The organism is Psychroserpens sp., from assembly GCF_047633235.1.
GTDB lineage: Bacteria > Bacteroidota > Bacteroidia > Flavobacteriales > Flavobacteriaceae > Psychroserpens.
Genome location: NZ_JBLIET010000020.1, coordinates 25,526 through 44,684 on the forward strand (window position 1 = coordinate 25,526; position 19,159 = coordinate 44,684).

Here is a 19,159-nt window from a genome sequence, read left to right on the forward strand (position 1 = left end):
CGACTTTTGTTCTAGTTCTTAAAAAACGCTGTTAGAGGCGCTTTTTTTTAATATTCTGTAAAACTTATTAATGCATATTCTGCCATCCAAATGACCCAGGATTTGGTTGAATATGTACTCTAAATAATAAATCGTTTGCACCAGGAAAACAACATCCCCCGCCATCTGGATAACTGCTGTTGGTAGCAAACCTGCGATCGTCAACTCCAGGGCCAGCTAAATCAATATTCCACGAGCCGCCAGCAGTAACCTGAATTGGATTTGGTAACACAAAAGTGAACCATGTAAAACTGCCATAAGAAGGTACTGTAAAAGATCCTTGACCCAGAAAATCAATTTCAGGAAAAGGGTTAGAGAACTCGTCTTTAAGTAAAAGTTCAACAGCGATAATTTGACCATCAATTGGAGACGTACCAAATTGACTAATAAAAACGTCGTTCACATCTGTTCCTAAATATATTTCATTCAATATTGCAGCGTTATTTGTTAACATCGAATAAACTTGTAGCTTATGGGCATCAGTATTAAATTGAACCATTCCTTCAACAGGAGTTACCATTGCATTGACTTCATTTTGTGTCATTGAAGGAAAAATAACTGGAAGTGCTGTTGTAATTTCCATTGAAGATTCAACATTAGGCGTTGCTGTACCAATACCAATTTGGCCCGTATTGACAATACTATTTAAATTGGCATTATTACCAACAATTAATAGTTGTTCTAGGTTTTGCAATTCGTTTGTTGCATCTGCATCTGCATCGTCTACCTCATCATTTATGACATTCTCAGCTGTTTTTGCATGCAAAGCATAAGGAACACTCAATAACTGGCTAGTGCCTGTTATGGTATAACTATTTCCTCCAGTTGGGTCTGTTTCTATTTTTACAAAATAAGTATCTAAAGACCAATCTATAGCAGTGAAATCTCCACTTACAACTGACCCTGTGCCTATTTCTAAAGTTACGAGTCCGTTTACATTGGTACTTGGTGTTTGTGTTTCTACATAGACCGCTGTACCTGATGATGTCGTTTGTAAAATACTAATTTGCATGCCTACAACTTGACCGCTTACTAAATTATCGCCACTGTCTCTTACAACAGCTTGGTAACTCATTTTTTCTGGTGCTTGCGCAAAAGTGGTAATCGTTAATAACAAGGCCACACTTAGAGAATATAGATTTTTACTCATGACTTTTCTATTGATTACAGAATTAGTGAATATTGCATATTTCATAATTTCTATTTTTTAATGATTTTAAAGCTTTTTAAGGCTTGGTTGTTTTGGTTTACTTTTAAGACATACACACCTGTCACTAATTTTTGCATGGCAATAGCAGTGTTTTCTTGTTGTATAATTCCTTTACTAACTATTCTACCTTGCAAATCATACAACTCATAACTCAAATCTGTGAGATTAGAATTTTTTAATGCTAATACAATATAGTCTGATGTTGGGTTAGGGTAAGTCACAGCGGTTAAAGTAAGTGCTGTTAATTCTGGGTTACTTAAAGTAAATAATTCGATACTTTGCTGTACACCTTGGGCTATAGAGCCATTGCTTCCTGTATTGGTACTATAGACCAATTGCCCAACCGAGTAACTGGATGTTCCTCCACTTCCTGTGGCTTCACCACCAGATGCAGGTATGGTTTGTTGCGCATAAATTAATTGTGTAGCACATAACAAACAGGCTACAAGTGTCGTTTTAATCATGAGTTCATTTTTTTATAGATTCGTCAGAAATCAACTCAAACAAAAGAGAAAAAAAAAGTCTAGCCTAGATTAAGACTTCAAATATAAACATATTAACCAATAAATAACACCACTCATCGGATATAATATACAATTTTATAGTTGAACTCTGTTTGAGTGGCGAATTAAGAATATTCGTTTTTTTGGATATTATACGTTGTTAAAAGCTATTTATAAAATCAGGGGAATTTAGAGAAACTACTGTTAAGAACGCATGCCAATTAGCGCTAGTTCTAGACTTTTTAGAAACCCTATACTAGAGTTTTAAATTTGGAATGTACCTACTAAATCACATGTTTATTCACTTAACTGGCCAAACACAAAATGTTATGCTCAACTTGAATTTTAAAAGTTACACATTGAGTGTCCTTATAAATCTTTTAATTTTTTAGGCATTTCTATGGCACCTATATTACTAGGATCTAATTCAAGCGATTTCTTATAATTAAAAATAGACAAGCTTTTTGTCCTAAAAGCATATAAGCTTCTCCCAGTCTGTCATATGGATTCTGAGAATCAGGATATGCAGCAACATGTAGTTTAAATATCTTTATGGCTTCCTTAACAACATTAATCCTTATCAAGTCGTACCCAATAGGATTTAGCACGTACTCATTAACATACATATCCTCAAAATCATTCTTTTTTAATTCTTTGTATTTAGTTATTGTTTCTGACACTTTTGGAATACTATCTGCTTTATAATTATGATAAAGAACCGTCCTAAGTTCTTTTTCTCAAGACCCTTTATTAATACCTAAAACCTCGATATCAAAAGTTAATGTTTCTTTTGGAGGAATTTCAAACTCTATTCCTTTTTCGCCATAGGGTAAATGGTAAGGAAATATAAAGATCCCTCTGTCACCAACTTTCATAAGAGAAAGAGACTCACTTGTGCCTTGTATTAAATTAGTTGAAGGGTGTTCAAATACAAAAGGTTCATTTCTATCCCTTGACGAGTCGAGTTTGTCTCCACTTGACAACCAAACTGTGTAATGTTGAATCACAACTGTACCTAAACCAATCGCTTTTCCCTCTCCTTTATGTATCAAAAAGTATTTAAGTCCCGACTTTGTGGTGATCGTATCATTCACTTAAGATAAAACCATGTGCGTGGAAAATAGCATTATTAAAATATAAGAAAGCTTGATCTTATTTCAAGGCGGACAAGAAATGCTAGGAAAAAAAATAGACTAGGTGTTTTAATTCATAACGATACACCATCTCACACATTGAAATGGTTTTTTTTTGTAAATTTATGTCATGCAAATTATCTCTACCAACATCGCCAAACCCACCACCTTTATCTGGAACGGAAAAGAGGTAACCACAGGTATTTACAAGATTCCTGTTACCACTCCTATTTTCCTCGGAAAAGAAACGGTAACAGGAGATGAAGTCTCAGACAGAAAACATCATGGAGGCGAGTTTAAGGCCTGCTATTTGTTTTCGGCAGACCATTATCCGTATTGGAAAAACCTGTATCCCCATTTAGACTGGACCTATGGCATGCTTGGAGAAAATCTAACCATTACAGGCTTAAATGAAAAAAAGCTCCATATTGGTGCTATCTATAAAGTTGGTGATGCGCTAGTTCAAATCACTCAACCTAGAGAGCCTTGCTATAAATTTGCTGTGAAATTTGATTCTAATAAAGTACTAAAACAGTTTATTGACCATGGGTATCCTGGCACCTATGTTCGGGTTTTAGAAGCAGGCTTCGTTAGCACTGGTGATGTATTTACGCTTGTTGAAAAAGCAACCAATAGCCTTTCTATCTTTCAGTTTTTTGAGCTGCTATTTTCCGCAGAAAAGAATAAAGAGCACATCAACATAATTTTAAACCAAGAGGCCGTTCCGCAGAAAAAAAGAGAGCAATTAAAGGCTTATTTATAATAGGATATTCAAAAACAACCATAAGATTAGTGGCTATAAAATATAGTCATAAGCACACGAAAAGGAGTACAAAAGCATCTCGTTAATAGCATGCTGATATCTTCGGAAATTGGAACACACTACAACCATGGTCTCAATATCTCACCAAGATCTAAAAAGGCAATCCCCTAATCCCATCTCAATCTCACCTTAGGAAAACTCTAAGTACCGTTTTACCGAATACCAATTTAAATTTATGATGACGTATTTTTAGAGTATCAAATAACCTTATGCTAATTAAACTACCTTTGTATCAAAATATAATGCATGTCATTTAAAGACTTAAAACTCAACAAACCTATTTTACGAGCGGTTGCCGAAGCGGGTTACGATAATCCAACATTAGTGCAAGAGCGCACAATACCTTTAATTTTAGAACTAAAGGACGTGATTACCTCAGCGCAAACAGGAACTGGTAAAACAGCAGCCTTCGCCTTACCAATCTTACAGTTGTTGTACGACAAACAAACGACGCCTAAAAAAGGGAAGAAAATTAGAGCGTTGATTATAAGTCCGACGCGTGAATTAGCAATCCAGATTGCTAAGAATTTCACAACCTATGCGACGCACACCAATTTAACATCTGCTGTGATCTACGGTGGAACGTCTATAGAACCTCAAAAAGACATTCTAAGAAAGGGTATTGATATTTTGGTGGCAACACCAGGACGTTTACTCGATCTTCATAAACAAGATTTATTAAATTTAGATTATATAGAAATATTTGTTCTTGATGAAGCAGATTTGATGTTAGACATGGGCTTTATAGACGATGTCAAAAAAATTGAGCGCTTGTGTCCTAAGACGAAACAAACGCTCTTGTTTTCTGCAACAATGCCCTTTAAGGTAGAACAGTTGGCGAGTACAATTTTAAAAGACCCAGAGCGTATTGAGGTAACACCAACATCGTCTGCAGCAAAAAATGTAAGTCAGGTGTTGTATTATGTACCTAAACAGAGTAAAATAGAGCTGTGTTTACATCTCCTTAGAAACACGATAGAAGGCAATATCCTTATTTTTAGACGCACGAAGTTTGGTGTTGATAAATTACATGAAACACTTCTAAATAATGACTTCACTGCTGAGCGGTTGCATGGCGACCGTTCTCAAATTGAACGTCAAAATGCATTGGCAGATTTTAAACGTGGTCGCGTCAATATTCTTATCGCCACAGATGTTGCTGCTCGTGGGATTGACATCAACGAATTAGATGCTGTCATCAATTTTGATTTACCTAATATCCCAGAAACCTACGTACATCGTATTGGTAGAACTGGTCGTGCTGGTGAATTTGGAAAGTCGTATTCATTTTGCTCTACAGATGAGAAACCTTATGTGAAAGCCATACAGCAATTGATTAATGTTCAAATTCCTATAGAAGAAAATCACCCGTATCCTTTAGACCCAAAAGCACAGCCTATTGTTCATAAAAAACAAGGGAGTAAGTATAAAAAAAGTCGTAAAGGTGAAGGTTCTAAAAAGAAAAAGAAGCGCTGGTATTAATAGGCTCGAAGACAAAAGACAGAAGACAAAAAATCCATTAGTAATTACTAATGGATTTTTATTATATTCGATTTAAAATTAAAATGGCCTAGTCCATGAGTTATGATACGCTGATGTTTTTACATTTATACACCATAATTCCTTGTGTATTTATTGGCGGTTTACTCTTAACTATAAAAAAAGGCACGCTCATCCATAAACGATTAGGTCGGATTTACATGATTCTCATGTTGTTTACCGCCATAGTTACATTATTTATGCCTTCTGCTATTGGTGTTAGTCTTTTCAACCATTTTGGATGGATTCATCTCTTTAGTGTCCTTACACTTTGGACGGTTCCTACAGCCTATATCGCTATTAAAAAAGGCGACATCAAATCACACAAACGAAAAATGGTACTACTCTATTTTGGAGCTATCGTTATTGCGGGTGTTTTTACATTAACGCCTGGTCGTTATTTACATGAGTTGTTTTTTATGTAAACTATTCAAACTTCATTTCAAATAGCAAATAGTGTTCTATCCCAAATTTATCACCCCATTTCTCTGCGCTATCTCCTGATGTGCCAACCTCACACCATGATTTTGAACCGTCTTCTCTTTCATAAGGTAAGATATAGGCCAAGAAATAAAACTTTTCATCGCAACCAATTTGCAAATTACTTTCGTCGGCGAGGTTGCGTAAACTATACTCCTCAGATGCTGTGGCGTCATAATCTTTCGTTATACTAAATCTAGGAAACTTGAATTTCACCCGTAGATTATTATCAGTATGCCTAGCAATGATTCGCATACTCAGCATGGAGTCCTTTAGGGTTTCAAACTGTTTAACCCCTGTTTTTTTACTATTAAAAACCGTCGTATCTGAGACCACTTTCCCATTCCATATTTCTTTTACAGTGATGTGATAACTCTTGCCCTCTAGCTCTTTTCCTGAGAAATCCACCTTCATAAAATCAATGCCTTGGAAACTCATTAAATCGTTGATTTCAGGATTATCAGAGCCATAATCGGTTTCCATTTTTAAACCAGATGTGTTATTAAAATCAATGTTGTTTGTTTGCGCATTTCCTGTGCTGAAGCACATAAATGCAACAGCTAATACCATTGAATTTTTCATTTTTATTAGTTTTTAGAAGGTTTGAACGTGTCGTTATAATTGTAAATGATACCATGAATGATATCAAAATTTATAGCTCCCGAAAAATGGCCTTCTCCTTTGGCTTTTCGTTCCATCATGTAATGTTTTACGCCTTTGCGTGCGGGCTGCATTTCAATGACTAGGTCTTTACCATACATGCTTTTGGTGTTATTCCCCATCACTTTCATAGTAAAATCAGTGTTTTCAGGATAAAACAAATGAATTTTAGAGTACTCGGAGAACAAATCAAAACGTTTGAAATTTGTATTCCAATTATAGAAAAAATACTCACTATTGAAATCTGTAATCGATACCTTTTCTTTAAGTTCTCCGATTTGGATTTTAGAAAACTCTGATGTTATTTTTACATTCTGTAAACTCCCAATTAAGCCTTTCGATATATTATTAAAACTATAAGCACCACCAGTAATGGCTTCTGCTCTTAACTGTGCATTTTCAATTTTAAAAACATTGTATTCATTTTTTAATTGCTTCGCATAAAAATAACCACGTTTTAAAACAACCGAGAGTTCATTTACACTATCATCACGCATGGTGATTTGTGCGTCTTTACCATTTATTTTAAGTTTCAAATAGGAAGGAATCTTAATGACAAACTGACTTCTTAAAATTTTGACATCACTCATCTTAATGTTTTTCAATTTCCCGTTTTTCTTCATGGTTTTAAAACGATCTCCAAAATACTTGAAGGGTGCATTAATGTTACCAAAAGCATTATAACGTATTTCTTCGATGATAGAATCTCTAGATTTTCTAACAATACTGTCATTTAACTTCTGCCTACTATCGTAATCCAACACTAAACCATTAGGAGCATCGTAAGCATAAGACACACTTGAGATTTTGGTAACACTATTGGAGATTAAAGTAATATGATTATCAAATTTGGTCGCTTTAACTTTAATTTCTCCAAGCTGCTCCCTCATTTCTTCTGCTGAATAACCATCAAATTCTAAGGTATAATCAAAATGCACTTGCCCATCTGCAGACGCCACTATGGATACGGTTGTGTTTTCTAAGTTAAAAATGGCAGTTGTATTTTCATCCACAGAAAAACGCTCAGAATACACCGTTTTCTTCTGTGCAAACATAGTGACTGATGTGATAAGCATCAATACACTGATTTTAAATGTTAGTTGTTTCATACTGTTCCTGTTTTTTGATTTAATACGTTGATGTGTTCTTGGATGTCTTTTAATAATTGTAGTCGTATTTGTAGATTTTCAACTAAAGATTCTATCACTAGAATATTATCAGTGTCTGCTTTAAATTGTTGCGAGATTTCTTTATAATCTGCGTCTAAATCATCCAGTTTTTCTTTGTAACGTTCTACTAACTTTTCATCATTAGCAACGGTTATAAAACGTTGCCATTCTTGATCGATACTCGCCAAATATTGTTTTTCAATTAAGTCAATTTGGGTTTCCATAGAAGAGACTTCTACATCATGGTTTGACGTATTATCACCCATTTGAAATAAGGAGAGGGTTAGCGCTAAAAACATGGTGATAATCGCAGCAACTTTAATTAAATAGTGTCTATTCAATTGAGATGTTCGTGGTGGTCGGGAGGCTTTGAGCTGCCAATAAAAATCCTGTCTGTGGCTATCTGGCAACTGCTTTCTAGAAGCGTCAACAGGATCAGTATCCTCATCTCGAAATAAATTTCTAATATCTTGCTTCATTATATTGTGTTTTTAAAAGGTCACGTAGTTGCAAACGACCACGCCTTAAATGTGTTCTTGATGTTTTTATTGGGATGTCTAATATGCTAGAAATCTCTTCGTGATCATAGCCATCAATCAAATAGAGTTTAACGACAGTTTGATGCTTAGTTGGCAATTTCTCTATAGCATCAAGGATGTCTTGTTTAGATATTTCCGAAGAAAACATCCAATCATTTGCATCCTCTTCCATAGGCAGATTGATAACATCTGTCTCCATAAATTCTAGTCGTTTCTTTTTCAAGTGGTCTATACATTGATTGATCACAATACGTTTTAACCACGATCCAAACGTGAAGTCTGGAGAAAAAGAATCCAGCTTTGAAAATGCCTTGATAAAACTCTCTTGCATGCTGTCTTTTGCATCTTCTTCATTTAAATACCTACAGGCAACATGATACATCGCATCACAGTACAAATCATAAATTTGTAGCATCGCCTTTTCGTTTCCTGCTTTACAACGCTTGATTAAAATGTTGTGGTCTTTTGACATTTAGTATTGGTTAGTATTCAGATTTGGTTCGCATTCAATTACAATAACGACAGAAATTAACTAGGGTTTCAAAATTGTAGATTTTTTTTCAAAAAAGGAATATGTATATTTATCAATAATGATTTTAATTCTACAAATGAAATATACCTTTTCCTTTCTATGCATCCTATTCTTAATTAATTCTAGCACCTCACAAACCAAAATTATTGACCAAGACACCAAGTATCCTGTCTCCTATGCGACGATTTCATTTGGTGATGGCCAGGGTTTATTTGCCGATGATGATGGCTTATTTATTTTCACTAAAAAACTTTACAAGGATATCGATTCGCTTTTTATTTCTTCGCTTGGTTACAAAGATCTTGCATTAGCAACTGTTAATTTGCCAAAGGTTATTGAAATGCAAGTTGCTATTAATACATTAGATGAGGTTATTGTCACCGCAAAAATAGATAGAAAATTTAAAGTCGAAACTATTAAACCCTACCTAGATGACGACTATTATAAATGTTGGCTACCGACTATAGAAAGTGAAATTGCCGTATTTTTCCCTAACGGAAATGAGAAACTTAAAAAAATCACGTCTGTTTTATTTCCCATTACACTAGAATCAAGAGATTGGGAGAAACGCAAACGCTCCAATGCAGATAAGCGAAAATTCTCGACCTTGTTTAAGGTTAAATTCTATAAAAACGATAAAGGTGTACCAAGCGATGTGATGACCTATACCAATATCGTATTTAGAGCGACCGAAAAAAATGGTGATGAATTTGAGCTTGATGTGTCTGAGCACAATTTATTTATTCCAGAAGATGGCTTCTTTGTCTCTCTGCAAGTTTTAGGTTACACAGACCAAAACGGAAAATTATTACCCAACAAAAAGTATAAAGAGATAAAAGGTCGAATCGGAATGGTAAAAATACCAACCAATTTTAGACCACTTTTACCATTCACAGATCAAATTGATGCGCATAACACTTTTATAAAACGAGTTTTTATTAGCGGTAATACATGGGTGCAATTTAAAAAAGGAAATGCTATAGAGTCTAGTCTTTTAAAAACAAACCTTAATAACTATGGTGTTGGAATTAACTATAATGAATATAAAGATGAGTAGTCCTTGGAATCTATACCTCATGGCAGCAATCTATATATTTTCAGGCCTTATGCATTTTATAAAACCTAAACTATATCTACGCGTCATGCCTAGATATTTACCAAACCATAAGGCCTTAGTATATTTAAGTGGTGTTGCAGAAATACTCTTAGGTATCGGTTTGTGTTTTGTCACTTTAAGAGCCTTTTCTATTTATGCAATTATCTTAATGTTAGCTATTTTCTTAATGGTTCATTTTTATATGTTGTCTGGAGAAAAAGCATCTACAGGCATCCCAAAATGGATTTTGATACTTCGCATTCCGCTACAGTTTGGATTGATGTATTGGGCTTGGGTTTATCTTTAATGGCATGTAACAACATTTAGCGGCAACCAAATATGAGCAACAGTTATTCAATTTTTAAAAGATGGAGTACGCTTTTAAATTACAAGCAGTGCTGGATACTCATAGAGTTGTTAACGTAATAGAGGATAACGCTCGTCCTGTTGATATGACCTTTAGTTGGACTATAACTGCCAATACCGTTGAGATTAAAATACATCCTGTTGATTTTGCAATGCCGAATTAATTGTAGAAAACGCAAGTATCTTGAATAGAATTGGTACCTATTTTAAAATATGTAAAAACGACATATCCTAAGTCATCTCGCAGATTCCTGATTCTCTATATCTATAAAAATTACTCTAAAATTTCCTGCTGTATATTTTCTATTTACTAACCGAGCTCCAGCCAACGCATCACACGAACACAGCAAATAAGCCAAGCAAACCCTACACGAAAACACCAGGTATAATCTCACAAAACGTTCCCTAACACTTCGTATAAAAATTTAGTTAATGTATCTTTGCATTCTATTTAAAGGGAGTAATTATGGAAGCAAGTAAAATAGTAAGTTATATCAAAGATGTATTAGAAAACATGCCAAATAACTGGTTGGGTCTAACCACCCATCGACTAGATATTTATGATGAAAAACTGGCTAAAATTCAGTTCTTAGATCAATTTGAGAGCTTATTCAATGACCATAATTCTAAATCATCAGCACTTATCGAATTGCCAACTGCTTATGACTATATTCGATTAGGTCATCCATTATCGTGTATCTTAGAATGGGGAATTGCTAAATTAAATGCACTAGAACCAGATAATGTCATCAGTTTTACATCAAAGACGATTCCTGTTCTGGCAATTCTTAGAAAAAATGCATTAGAGCATAAAAACACGCAAATCATCCATACAAGTGCCTTGCCAGAGTTTTTTGATGCGGACTTAGTAAAGCGCGTTTATGGGTATAAATTTGAATTAAAAAGTGTTGATAATATAGAAGATGTTGCCCAATTTAATGGAACTACGATCTTCATTTCACAACAAGACAAAATAAGCAGTACTGAGCGCAACGCAAATGTTGACTTTTTTGTCAATATTCATCGGCATTTAGGAAGTGTTTTATTAGTAAATGGCAAACAAAACGAAAGCTATATCTCAGATATTCAACATGTACGAAGAAGAGAGACCGTTGCAATGACGCCAGACAATTGTCTAACGGCATTAAAAATTCTAACAGGCCAATCTTCTTTTAATCCTAACACAAGCAATACAGAGACCAACAAAGCATCAGTCTTAGATTCAATTGCGACCATTACAGGTTCAAATACAAAGTCATTAGTTGGCTCTAGTGGGCTATCTATTCAATATGCGATTATGATGGGTTTAATTCATGACGCCTTAGAAAACCACAAAGGAAAGGCTATTAAATTTATTGTTCCTCCAAATTGTTATGGTGGTACAAATGACCAAGCACGACGCGTTGCTGACTGCCTTGACAACGTTGAAGTAGTGGATTTACCAGTAGATGGCGATAACGAGATGGTTCAAAGTATAGATATCGTTTTAGATAAAATTGCAAGCGAAAACGCTGTCCCGTATATAATTGCTGAAATCCCAACAAACCCTAGAGTTGAAGTTCCAGATCTTTTAAAATTAAAAGAGGTGTTAACTAAAGTGCGTAAAACTGCAACTGGAGACATTGCCATTGATCCTGTTTTTATTTTAGATCAAACATTTTGTCCTAATGTTCTCTTTTTAGGTGATGGCGAGATACTATCAACGATTAGAACCATTTCCTATGCTAGTGGCTCAAAATTCCCTAGTGGTGGACAATGTACTGCAGGTTATTGTGTAGGAAATAAAAAAACGGAAGCTCTGATGGATAAAATTGAAGTGCACCTAGAACTTTGCGATAATGAGGCTACAACGCTCCAATATGAGATATTAGCAAAGCAAATGCCTTCAATGAATCAAAGAATTAAAGACGCTTATAAGAACACGCGTGAATTTGTAAACTTTATCCATGAGACATTACCAGAGGCAAAAATTAATTTTGTGTCTTCAGCATTAGCAGAAGAAGGATTTACACCATCTGTTTTTTCATTAGACCTTCCAACGAAAGGGAATACTGATGAAGAAAAAGAGTCTCATAAACGCGTATTAAATTTAAAATTAATCAATTTAATGATTACAGAAATCCCTAATGAAAGTAAGTTTTGTGTGAGTTATGGGCAGTTGAAAGGTTGTTATTGGACCATACCTGCAACCTCCACTCAAGGAACGACTAAAGAAGGTGATAAAGATTATATTGTACGTGTATCACTATCTCCTAACTTAGATCTCGAACTGCATAAAAAAGTCTTTTTAAATTTTGTAGAAAATATTTAATTGCACCGCCTATTTTGAGCTTGTAAAACACAAATAACAGCATCCAGAGTTTAAAAGTCTCGTCAATGTGCGGCTAGTATCACTAATGATAGTTCGCTTATTATCAATTACAAGGATGGGTTTACCCTGTCTCGTATTGAACAAAGCGAAAATCATAACAGATTCTATAAAAATGTTTACTGCCAAGTTTACAGTAACAATAAACACCTGAGCATTCAAAGACGCCATCCCAACAGTCGTCACGAGCCAACCAGATTATTTGAAATTGGAAGAAACCGTGCCTATAAAAAAGTGAGCTTTTCTAGATTTAAATAAAATTCAGCTTAAGGTGTAGAATTGGAAACCTGCAACACCTTACCGTTATAAAATTTATTTCCGTTTAATGAAAACTCATGGATATAGTTCGCCATTTCCAAGGCTGTTGTTGGTGCCTGATAATCAGGGAATGCCTCTTTAAGCATTTCGGTTTGCACAGCTCCTAAGGCCAGCACATTAAATTGAGGTCCTGTTTCTTTATACTCTTCGGCTAAAAGCTCTGTAAGTGTAATTACCGCACCTTTACTAGAACTGTAAGCTGCTAATCCAGGAAACTTCATACTGCCTTGAATTCCTCCCATTGAGCTTATGGTTAATACATGTCCATCGCTTTTCATAAAAGGCAAAACAACTCTTGTCATTTCAGCAACACCAAAAACATTGGTTTCATATACTTTTGAAAAGTCTTTAAAAGTCGTCTCAGCAAAAGGTTTATTGAGAATCATACCAGCATTGTTGATGAGAATATCAACATGCTTCCATTCATTTTGAATAAACGCCTCTACTTTATTATAATCCTCTTCTTCGCATAAATCAAACGCAAAGGATGAAACTGTATCCAACTGAAGGTTATTCACTGGTTGAGCATTTCGAGATAATGCCAATACATTGTGACCTTGACTAGCAAATAAATGCACTAACTCAAAACCAATACCACGACTCGTTCCTGTAATAATAATATTTTTACTCTGCTTCATTCATTTTAATTTCTTTGGTTGGTGTATTGCTCATTTTTTCTATGGCTGGTATGACGCTATTAATAAGACTTGCCATGTGATTATAATCCAATTTGTCTGCTTCATCATCTACATGATGGTAATACTCATAATTAGAGAGATCACAAGAAGACATAGTTTGACAAGGAATCTTAAACGCTTCATAAAAAGCATAATTATCTGATTGCCTAAATAGGTTATACTTTTTTGCAATTTCAGAAAACCCAATAACTTTAGAACCTAAATATTCATTCATTTTTTCGGCCATATTAGACATCTCATAACCTGTAAGAAAAGCGATATAATCACGGTCTTTAAATGGCACTCCAATCATTTCCATATTTACCATAGTATAAAGGTTGATGTTTTCTGCTTTTAATTTTTTAGCTAAATGTTTCGAACCTAATAAACCTTTTTCTTCTGCTGAAAATAAAACAAACATTAAACTTCGTTTATTATTCTTTTTAGCGGCAAAATATTTTGCCATAGCGATTACAGAACTTGTTCCTGCTGCATTATCATTAGCTCCATTAGCTATAGAATCATTATCAACTATTTTATCTATAATACCAATATGATCGTAATGTGCGCCAATTATAATGTATTCGTCTTTGAGTTTTGGATCGTTACCTTCTATGATGCCAACGACATTAAAGGCCTCTAAGCTATCGACTTTAAAATCATCCCTATATGTTTCAAAATAAGGCTTAACACCTAAAGCATTAAACTGATTTTCTAAATAAGTTGCAGCCTCATCAATCCCTTCAGAACCTGTATTGCGTCCTAATAACCTATCTGAAGCTAAAAAACGAACTGTTTCCTTTAATTCGTCACTTGTGATGGTTATTGGTTTTATATTTTCTTTAGGAGCGTTTTTACAACTAAAAACTGCAATTAAAATAATAAGTAAGAGTGTTTTTTTCATTGATATTCATATTTTATTCCCATAAAAATGAGAATCTTTTTACTTGAGCCTAAAGATAAAAAATCCCAATTCAAAATGATTAAATTGGGATAATTATATAATACTATTAGATATCTGTCTTTAATTATACTAACATGGTCACAGGATTCTCAATATACCCTTTTAAGGTTTGTAAGAATAGTGATCCAGTAGCACCATCAACAGTTCTATGATCGCATGCTAATGTTAATTTCATTGTATTTCCAGCAACGACTTGTCCGTTTTTAACAACGGGTTTCGCCACGATTGCTCCAACCGATAATATCGCAGAATTAGGTTGATTGATAATAGAGGTAAAACTCTCAATACCAAACATTCCTAAATTAGAAATGGTAAAGGTACTTCCTTCCATTTCATCTAATGATAATTTTTTATTTCTTGCTTTACTGGCGTATTCCTTAACAGCTGCGCCAATTTGTGGTAAGCTTTGCTCATTTGCAAATTTTACCACCGGCACTAATAAACCGTCAGGAACGGCAACAGCAACACCAATATGAACATGATTATTAAGTTGCATTCTATCATCAAACCACTGAGAATTAACTTGTGGATGTTGCTTTAACGCCAAGGCACACGCTTTAACAATCATATCATTAAACGAAATTTTTGTATCTGGAATGGAGTTGTACTGAATTCTAAATGCCATAGCATTATCCATATCAAACTCCACATTTAAATAATAATGTGGTGCAGTGAATTTAGATTTTGCTAAGTTTTTAGCAATCGCCTTACGCATATTTGAGTTCGGAACCTCATCAAAATCTTCTTGTCCAGAAGGCACAAATTTACCAACTTGTGCTGTCGCTTGAGCAGGTGTGTAATTTTCGATATCGCGTTTTACAATACGACCATTATCTCCACTACCACTCACTTGAGACAAGTTAATCCCTTTCTCCTCTGCCATTTTTTTAGCTAAAGGCGATACAAATATTCTACCTGAACTATCACTTGAAGTTGTAGGCTTAGTCTCTTTCTTCGGTATTTCTTTTTTAGTTTCCTCTTGAGCAACTGCACTTTTTGGAGCCTCTTTCTTTGTTTCCTCTTTGGTAGCTGATTCTGTAGATTCTTTAGGAGAATCACCTTCTTCTTTAAAGTTTTTAGCAATTCCTGAAACATCTGTCCCTTCAGGTCCAATAATAGCTAAAAGCGAATCTACTTTTGCAGTGTCTCCTTCATCTAATCCAATATAAAGCAGAGTTCCTGATTGAAAAGATTCAAACTCCATTGTTGCTTTATCAGTTTCAATTTCTGCTAGGATATCACCTTCATCAACGTGATCACCTATTTTTTTCAACCAAGTAGCAACCGTTCCTTCTTCCATGGTATCACTTAAACGAGGCATGGCTACAACGATTACACCTTCTGGAAGTTCTTCTGTATCGTTTTCTTCGGAAGATGATGCACTCACACCATTTGTATCTCCTTCTGATGGTTCTTCAGTCTTTTCTTGGGAAGAGGACTGATCATTATCTTGTGCTTTAGCTTCCGAAGAGTTTCCGTTTAAATACTGCGAAATATCTTCACCTTCCTCACCTATAATTGCTAAAAGTGTATCCACCTTGGCCGTTTCTCCTTCTCCAATACCAATATGAAGTAATGTTCCTTCGTTGAAAGATTCAAACTCCATCGTAGCCTTATCGGTTTCAATTTCTGCTAATATATCACCTTCTTCAATTTTGTCACCTACTTGTTTTAACCAAGCAGCGACTGTTCCTTCCTCCATCGTATCGCTCAAACGAGGCATGTTAATTACTTCTGCCATAGCTTATATTTTGTGTTCTATAAATGGATAATCTTCTTGTTCATAAACGGCATCGTACATCACACTCTTCTCTGGATATGGCGAGTCTTCTGCAAATTTCTCACACTCTGCAACCAATGCCTTAACACGTTTGTCAATGACCTTAATATCTGCTTCTGTGGCATATTTCTTTTCTAGAAGAACATCCTTAACTTGAGTAATAGGATCAATCTTCTTATACTCTGCAACCTCGTCTTTAGTCCTATAATGTTGCGCATCACTCATAGAGTGACCTCTATAACGATAGGTTTTTACTTCTAAAAATGTTGGTCCGCCACCTGATCGTGCTCTTTTAATAGCTTCATCAAAAGCCTCAGCAACTTTAATAGGGTTCATTCCATCAACCGGTCCACAAGGCATTTCATAACCTAAACCGAGTTTCCAAATATCTGTATGGTTGGAAGAGCGCTCTACAGAAGTCCCCATAGCATAACCGTTGTTTTCACAAACAAAGACTACTGGTAAATTCCATAACATCGCTAAATTAAAAGTTTCATGTAATGATCCTTGACGTGCTGCTCCATCTCCAAAACAACAGATTGTTACTGCATCTACATCGTGATACTTATCACCAAATGCAATTCCAGCCCCTAAAGGTATTTGACCACCTACAATACCATGACCTCCATAAAAACGATGTTCCTTTGAGAAAATATGCATAGATCCACCTAAACCCATAGATGTCCCTGTAGCTTTACCATATAACTCTGCCATGACACGTCTGGGATCGACTCCCATACCAATAGGCTGAACGTGATTTCTATAAGCAGTAATCATCTTATCTTTAGTCAAATCCATGGCATGAAGTGCGCCAGCTAACACTGCTTCTTGACCATTATATAAGTGAAGGAACCCTCTTACTTTTTGTTGAATGTATACGGCAGCAAGCTTGTCTTCAAACTTTCTCCATAAAAACATGTCTTCATACCATTTAAGGTAAACTTCTTTTGTGATTTTTTGCATTTAGTATAGTATTTATGTCTAAAATAATACTCAAAAATAATACTCTTGAGATATGACCATAAGCTCCCAATTTCAAATTGAAATTAGGAATAACAAAAGTAACACTTTAGTTAGTAATGAAAAAACCGAAAATCGTAAATTTATTACGAAAACGTTATAGAAAACTTCTGTCGAACCCTAAAGGTAATAAATTAGCAAGTGAGTGTGATTTCACAACTTTTCCTGAAGTGCCCATAAAATAGATTTCTATAGGAGAATCTTGCTTCACTTCATATTCTGAAATTGCTTGCCTACATGCTCCACATGGAGGTATTGGCGCTGTTGTAGGTTGTTTTTGAGAACCAGCGGTCAATGCCATCCTCACTATTTTTGCATCGGGATATTCTGCGCCTGCATAATAAATGGCTGTACGCTCTGCACATAAACCAGAAGGGTAAGACGCATTTTCCTGGTTGTTTCCAGAAATCACTTCTCCATTATCTAGCAGTATGGCAGCACCTACTAAGAATTTTGAGTATGGCGCATACGCTTTAAGCCTAGCTTTTGATGCCGTATCCATCAATGATACAATGTCTTCAGGAAGCTCATTATAATCTTCATAAACTGTAAGAATAGATTCTATTTTTATGTCTTTCATCAAAAAGGTATTTAGACAAAAAAACTATTGCTTTTATAACAATAGTTTTTTTTAAAAATTATAATTAGATTATTTACTAATACTCATCGTACTCTCCATCTCCAAAATTAAATGTTAGAGAAAAACGCAATGTGTTTTCTAAAGGGCTTTGAACCTTAGATGCGGAAAACAAATAGGATAAGTCAATGTTTATCGTAGTGTATTTAAATCCTGCTCCCATAGCAAAAAACTTTCGTGCACCTTTATCATCACTTTCATTAAAGTAACCTGCTCTAAAAGCAAATGAGTCTTGGTATAAATACTCTGCTCCTAAGGCCCAAGTAAACTCTTTTAACTCTTCACTAAAGCCTCCTGGCGCATCTCCAAATGATTGAAAAACTCCTGACAAGAAATTTACATCATTAGCTTGACCTTGTGTTATTATTTCAGGTTCATTTTCATCAATATCAGTCGTACTGGCATCATCTGGCGTTCTCACACCGTCTCCATTGGTGTCAACGAAACCAAATAAAGGAGGGGTAGGCACTAAAAGCTTAGTGACCTCTGCAGTTACCGATAATGTATTATAGTCATCAAAAATAAAATCAAATCCGCCACCTAACCTTAGGTTTGTTGGTAAAAAGTTTTCACGACCTCCATCATCATATTTAATTTTTGGTCCTAAATTTTGAATGGCAAACCCGAAACGTGTTCTTCCATTAAAACTATCATAGGCTTCTTCTTCGCTTTGATAGAAACCAGAGATATCAACCCCAAAAGAACCAGCTGCACCAGCATTAGAGTCTACGGATTGAATTCTTAAATCTGAACGCAAATAACGCAAGGCTACAGCCATAGAAAATTGGTCTGCTAATCGTAACGAATACGAAGCATCTACTGTAAATTCGTTTGGCTTTTCTATTAAGGGCTCAGAAAATTCATCTGCACGTATTTCTATTTCTCCTAAGCCAAAGTATTTGAAACTAACTCCAAAGGCACTTCTATCATCAATTCTATTAAAATAGGTGAGATAAGCTATAGAAATATCGTTTACCAATTTACTAAGGTATGGTGTATAACTTACTGCAATTCCTGATTTTGCCTCAGAGAACGCGTATTTGGCAGCATTCCACTGTTGTGAATAGGCATCTACAGAAGTCGCGACACCCATATCTCCCATACCAGCTGATCTTGCGTCTGGTGCAATAAGCATAAATGGAACACCTGTTGTAATTACTGTAGATTGGTTTGGATATGTTATTGTCGCTGGTTCTTGAGCGTTTGATGTATTAAATACGACAAGCGTAAGAATTGCTAAAATGTACTTTTTCATATGTAAATTCATGTTCATATTAAGGCTTTACCCCTTATGATATATTAGACA

The 19,159-nt window shown here is 35.1% G+C and carries 21 protein-coding genes; 7 read left to right on the forward strand and 14 right to left on the reverse strand.

Annotated elements, in window-relative coordinates; genetic code table 11:
• Nucleotides 1-67 precede the first annotated feature (67 nt).
• From ACJAZK_RS08210 to ACJAZK_RS08225, 4 genes are all read right to left on the reverse strand, one after another.
• A complete protein-coding gene (locus ACJAZK_RS08210; protein WP_415223513.1) occupies nucleotides 68-1,234 on the reverse strand; it encodes a hypothetical protein in 1,167 nt (388 codons plus the stop codon).
• Nucleotides 1,235-1,239: 5 nt separating this feature from the next.
• Complete coding sequence (locus ACJAZK_RS08215; protein ID WP_415223514.1) at nucleotides 1,240-1,713, reverse strand: T9SS type A sorting domain-containing protein; 474 nt, start codon at nucleotides 1,711-1,713, stop codon at nucleotides 1,240-1,242.
• Between the two features lie 461 nt (nucleotides 1,714-2,174).
• The gene (locus ACJAZK_RS08220) at nucleotides 2,175-2,432 is read right to left on the reverse strand and encodes a hypothetical protein (protein ID WP_415223515.1); all 258 of its coding nucleotides are present in this window, start codon (nucleotides 2,430-2,432) and stop codon (nucleotides 2,175-2,177) included.
• A 57-nt stretch (nucleotides 2,433-2,489) separates the two neighbouring features.
• A complete protein-coding gene (locus ACJAZK_RS08225) occupies nucleotides 2,490-2,804 on the reverse strand; it encodes an FKBP-type peptidyl-prolyl cis-trans isomerase (RefSeq protein WP_415223516.1) in 315 nt (104 codons plus the stop codon).
• Nucleotides 2,805-3,015: 211 nt separating this feature from the next.
• On the opposite strand from ACJAZK_RS08225, the gene ACJAZK_RS08230 reads away from it, so the two are divergent.
• The 3 genes from ACJAZK_RS08230 to ACJAZK_RS08240 all read left to right on the forward strand — a co-directional run bounded on the left by ACJAZK_RS08230 (nucleotide 3,016) and on the right by ACJAZK_RS08240 (nucleotide 5,672).
• On the forward strand, nucleotides 3,016-3,648 hold the full coding sequence (locus ACJAZK_RS08230; RefSeq protein WP_415223517.1) for an MOSC domain-containing protein: 633 nt from the start codon (nucleotides 3,016-3,018) through the stop codon (nucleotides 3,646-3,648).
• Between the two features lie 306 nt (nucleotides 3,649-3,954).
• Nucleotides 3,955-5,190 carry a DEAD/DEAH box helicase gene (locus tag ACJAZK_RS08235; protein WP_415223518.1) on the forward strand — a complete coding sequence of 412 codons (1,236 nt, stop codon included), beginning with the start codon at nucleotides 3,955-3,957 and terminating at the stop codon, nucleotides 5,188-5,190.
• A gap of 95 nt (nucleotides 5,191-5,285) precedes the next feature.
• Complete coding sequence (locus ACJAZK_RS08240; protein ID WP_415223519.1) at nucleotides 5,286-5,672, forward strand: DUF2306 domain-containing protein; 387 nt, start codon at nucleotides 5,286-5,288, stop codon at nucleotides 5,670-5,672.
• Between the two features lies 1 nt (nucleotide 5,673).
• On the opposite strand, the gene ACJAZK_RS08245 is transcribed toward ACJAZK_RS08240, so the two are convergent.
• Genes ACJAZK_RS08245 through ACJAZK_RS08260 form a run of 4 tightly spaced genes read right to left on the reverse strand, consistent with a single transcriptional unit; the run spans nucleotide 5,674 to nucleotide 8,567 of the window.
• The gene (locus ACJAZK_RS08245; RefSeq protein ID WP_415223520.1) at nucleotides 5,674-6,309 is read right to left on the reverse strand and encodes a hypothetical protein; all 636 of its coding nucleotides are present in this window, start codon (nucleotides 6,307-6,309) and stop codon (nucleotides 5,674-5,676) included.
• Nucleotides 6,310-6,314: 5 nt separating this feature from the next.
• Nucleotides 6,315-7,496, reverse strand: coding sequence for a hypothetical protein (locus ACJAZK_RS08250; protein WP_415223521.1), 1,182 nt, complete (start codon nucleotides 7,494-7,496; stop codon nucleotides 6,315-6,317).
• The gene (locus tag ACJAZK_RS08255) at nucleotides 7,493-8,035 is read right to left on the reverse strand and encodes a hypothetical protein (RefSeq protein ID WP_415223522.1); all 543 of its coding nucleotides are present in this window, start codon (nucleotides 8,033-8,035) and stop codon (nucleotides 7,493-7,495) included. Before ACJAZK_RS08255 ends, ACJAZK_RS08250 begins: the two co-directional genes overlap by 4 nt.
• Complete coding sequence (locus tag ACJAZK_RS08260; RefSeq protein WP_415223523.1) at nucleotides 8,019-8,567, reverse strand: RNA polymerase sigma factor; 549 nt, start codon at nucleotides 8,565-8,567, stop codon at nucleotides 8,019-8,021. Before ACJAZK_RS08260 ends, ACJAZK_RS08255 begins: the two co-directional genes overlap by 17 nt.
• Nucleotides 8,568-8,703: 136 nt before the next feature.
• On the opposite strand from ACJAZK_RS08260, the gene ACJAZK_RS08265 reads away from it, so the two are divergent.
• The 4 genes from ACJAZK_RS08265 to ACJAZK_RS08280 all read left to right on the forward strand — a co-directional run bounded on the left by ACJAZK_RS08265 (nucleotide 8,704) and on the right by ACJAZK_RS08280 (nucleotide 12,400).
• A complete protein-coding gene (locus tag ACJAZK_RS08265; RefSeq protein WP_415223524.1) occupies nucleotides 8,704-9,684 on the forward strand; it encodes a hypothetical protein in 981 nt (326 codons plus the stop codon).
• Nucleotides 9,677-10,030 carry a MauE/DoxX family redox-associated membrane protein gene (locus tag ACJAZK_RS08270; RefSeq protein WP_415223525.1) on the forward strand — a complete coding sequence of 118 codons (354 nt, stop codon included), beginning with the start codon at nucleotides 9,677-9,679 and terminating at the stop codon, nucleotides 10,028-10,030. Before ACJAZK_RS08265 ends, ACJAZK_RS08270 begins: the two co-directional genes overlap by 8 nt.
• A gap of 61 nt (nucleotides 10,031-10,091) precedes the next feature.
• Entirely contained in the window at nucleotides 10,092-10,253 is a 162-nt protein-coding gene (locus ACJAZK_RS08275) for a hypothetical protein (protein WP_415223526.1), read from the forward strand.
• 302 nt (nucleotides 10,254-10,555) lie between these two features.
• Entirely contained in the window at nucleotides 10,556-12,400 is a 1,845-nt protein-coding gene (locus tag ACJAZK_RS08280) for a cystathionine beta-synthase (protein ID WP_415223527.1), read from the forward strand.
• A gap of 323 nt (nucleotides 12,401-12,723) precedes the next feature.
• On the opposite strand, the gene ACJAZK_RS08285 is transcribed toward ACJAZK_RS08280, so the two are convergent.
• The 6 genes from ACJAZK_RS08285 to porV form a co-directional block, all read right to left on the reverse strand.
• On the reverse strand, nucleotides 12,724-13,413 hold the full coding sequence (locus ACJAZK_RS08285) for an SDR family NAD(P)-dependent oxidoreductase (RefSeq protein WP_415223528.1): 690 nt from the start codon (nucleotides 13,411-13,413) through the stop codon (nucleotides 12,724-12,726).
• Nucleotides 13,400-14,356 (reverse strand): M28 family metallopeptidase, encoded by a 957-nt coding sequence (locus ACJAZK_RS08290; protein ID WP_415223529.1) that lies wholly within the window; start codon nucleotides 14,354-14,356, stop codon nucleotides 13,400-13,402. Before ACJAZK_RS08290 ends, ACJAZK_RS08285 begins: the two co-directional genes overlap by 14 nt.
• A gap of 124 nt (nucleotides 14,357-14,480) precedes the next feature.
• A complete protein-coding gene (locus ACJAZK_RS08295) occupies nucleotides 14,481-16,157 on the reverse strand; it encodes a pyruvate dehydrogenase complex dihydrolipoamide acetyltransferase (protein WP_415223530.1) in 1,677 nt (558 codons plus the stop codon).
• 3 nt (nucleotides 16,158-16,160) lie between these two features.
• Nucleotides 16,161-17,159: a pyruvate dehydrogenase (acetyl-transferring) E1 component subunit alpha gene (pdhA, locus tag ACJAZK_RS08300; RefSeq protein ID WP_415223531.1), complete on the reverse strand. Its 999-nt coding sequence runs from the start codon at nucleotides 17,157-17,159 to the stop codon at nucleotides 16,161-16,163.
• A 154-nt stretch (nucleotides 17,160-17,313) separates the two neighbouring features.
• Nucleotides 17,314-17,796, reverse strand: a complete 483-nt coding sequence (gene cdd / locus ACJAZK_RS08305; RefSeq protein WP_415223532.1) for a cytidine deaminase — start codon at nucleotides 17,794-17,796, stop codon at nucleotides 17,314-17,316.
• Nucleotides 17,797-17,872: 76 nt separating this feature from the next.
• A complete protein-coding gene (gene porV / locus ACJAZK_RS08310; protein WP_415223533.1) occupies nucleotides 17,873-19,108 on the reverse strand; it encodes a type IX secretion system outer membrane channel protein PorV in 1,236 nt (411 codons plus the stop codon).
• Nucleotides 19,109-19,159 lie beyond the last annotated feature (51 nt).

Coding starts and splice junctions, on each gene's coding strand:
- ACJAZK_RS08210 (WP_415223513.1), bottom strand. CDS start 1,234: ATGAAATATGCAATATTCACTAATTCTGTAATCAATAGAAAAGTCATG.
- ACJAZK_RS08215 (WP_415223514.1), bottom strand. CDS start 1,713: ATGATTAAAACGACACTTGTAGCCTGTTTGTTATGTGCTACACAATTA.
- ACJAZK_RS08230 (WP_415223517.1), top strand. CDS start 3,016: ATGCAAATTATCTCTACCAACATCGCCAAACCCACCACCTTTATCTGG.
- ACJAZK_RS08235 (WP_415223518.1), top strand. CDS start 3,955: ATGTCATTTAAAGACTTAAAACTCAACAAACCTATTTTACGAGCGGTT.
- ACJAZK_RS08240 (WP_415223519.1), top strand. CDS start 5,286: ATGAGTTATGATACGCTGATGTTTTTACATTTATACACCATAATTCCT.
- ACJAZK_RS08245 (WP_415223520.1), bottom strand. CDS start 6,309: ATGAAAAATTCAATGGTATTAGCTGTTGCATTTATGTGCTTCAGCACA.
- ACJAZK_RS08250 (WP_415223521.1), bottom strand. CDS start 7,496: ATGAAACAACTAACATTTAAAATCAGTGTATTGATGCTTATCACATCA.
- ACJAZK_RS08255 (WP_415223522.1), bottom strand. CDS start 8,035: ATGAAGCAAGATATTAGAAATTTATTTCGAGATGAGGATACTGATCCT.
- ACJAZK_RS08260 (WP_415223523.1), bottom strand. CDS start 8,567: ATGTCAAAAGACCACAACATTTTAATCAAGCGTTGTAAAGCAGGAAAC.
- ACJAZK_RS08265 (WP_415223524.1), top strand. CDS start 8,704: ATGAAATATACCTTTTCCTTTCTATGCATCCTATTCTTAATTAATTCT.
- ACJAZK_RS08270 (WP_415223525.1), top strand. CDS start 9,677: ATGAGTAGTCCTTGGAATCTATACCTCATGGCAGCAATCTATATATTT.
- ACJAZK_RS08275 (WP_415223526.1), top strand. CDS start 10,092: ATGGAGTACGCTTTTAAATTACAAGCAGTGCTGGATACTCATAGAGTT.
- ACJAZK_RS08280 (WP_415223527.1), top strand. CDS start 10,556: ATGGAAGCAAGTAAAATAGTAAGTTATATCAAAGATGTATTAGAAAAC.
- ACJAZK_RS08285 (WP_415223528.1), bottom strand. CDS start 13,413: ATGAAGCAGAGTAAAAATATTATTATTACAGGAACGAGTCGTGGTATT.
- ACJAZK_RS08290 (WP_415223529.1), bottom strand. CDS start 14,356: ATGAAAAAAACACTCTTACTTATTATTTTAATTGCAGTTTTTAGTTGT.
- ACJAZK_RS08295 (WP_415223530.1), bottom strand. CDS start 16,157: ATGGCAGAAGTAATTAACATGCCTCGTTTGAGCGATACGATGGAGGAA.
- pdhA (WP_415223531.1), bottom strand. CDS start 17,159: ATGCAAAAAATCACAAAAGAAGTTTACCTTAAATGGTATGAAGACATG.
- cdd (WP_415223532.1), bottom strand. CDS start 17,796: ATGAAAGACATAAAAATAGAATCTATTCTTACAGTTTATGAAGATTAT.
- porV (WP_415223533.1), bottom strand. CDS start 19,108: ATGAAAAAGTACATTTTAGCAATTCTTACGCTTGTCGTATTTAATACA.